1 protein-coding gene is annotated in these 323 nt (G+C 56.3%); it reads right to left on the reverse strand.

Annotated elements, in window-relative coordinates:
* Nucleotides 1–323, reverse strand: a 323-nt coding sequence (locus QP997_RS09955) for an IS3 family transposase (RefSeq protein WP_284847008.1), incomplete at both ends; no start/stop codon positions are given.

Here is a 323-nt window from a genome sequence, read left to right on the forward strand (position 1 = left end):
ACCGGTGACAAATACACCTTGCGGCCTTGGACCCTGAACTCGGTGACGTCGCTGACAAAGACGGTATTCGGCTTATCTGGGGTGAACCTGCGGTCGAGCTTATTGCCAGCGATGTGGCTGATCGTCCCAGCATAGGAAACATAAGGCCTGCGCTGGCGGATCTTGGCTCGAAGACCCATCTGGCACATGAGTTTGTACACGAGCTTGTGGTTGACCACCCAGCCTTGGTTCCGCAGGTCAAGTAGGACTCGCCTATAGCCGTAGCGATGCTTGTTCCGTTCGAAGCACTCCCGGATCGCGGCTTTGAGTGCTGCGTGCTTATC

Source organism: Corynebacterium sp. MSK039 (assembly GCF_030232315.1).
GTDB lineage: Bacteria > Actinomycetota > Actinomycetes > Mycobacteriales > Mycobacteriaceae > Corynebacterium.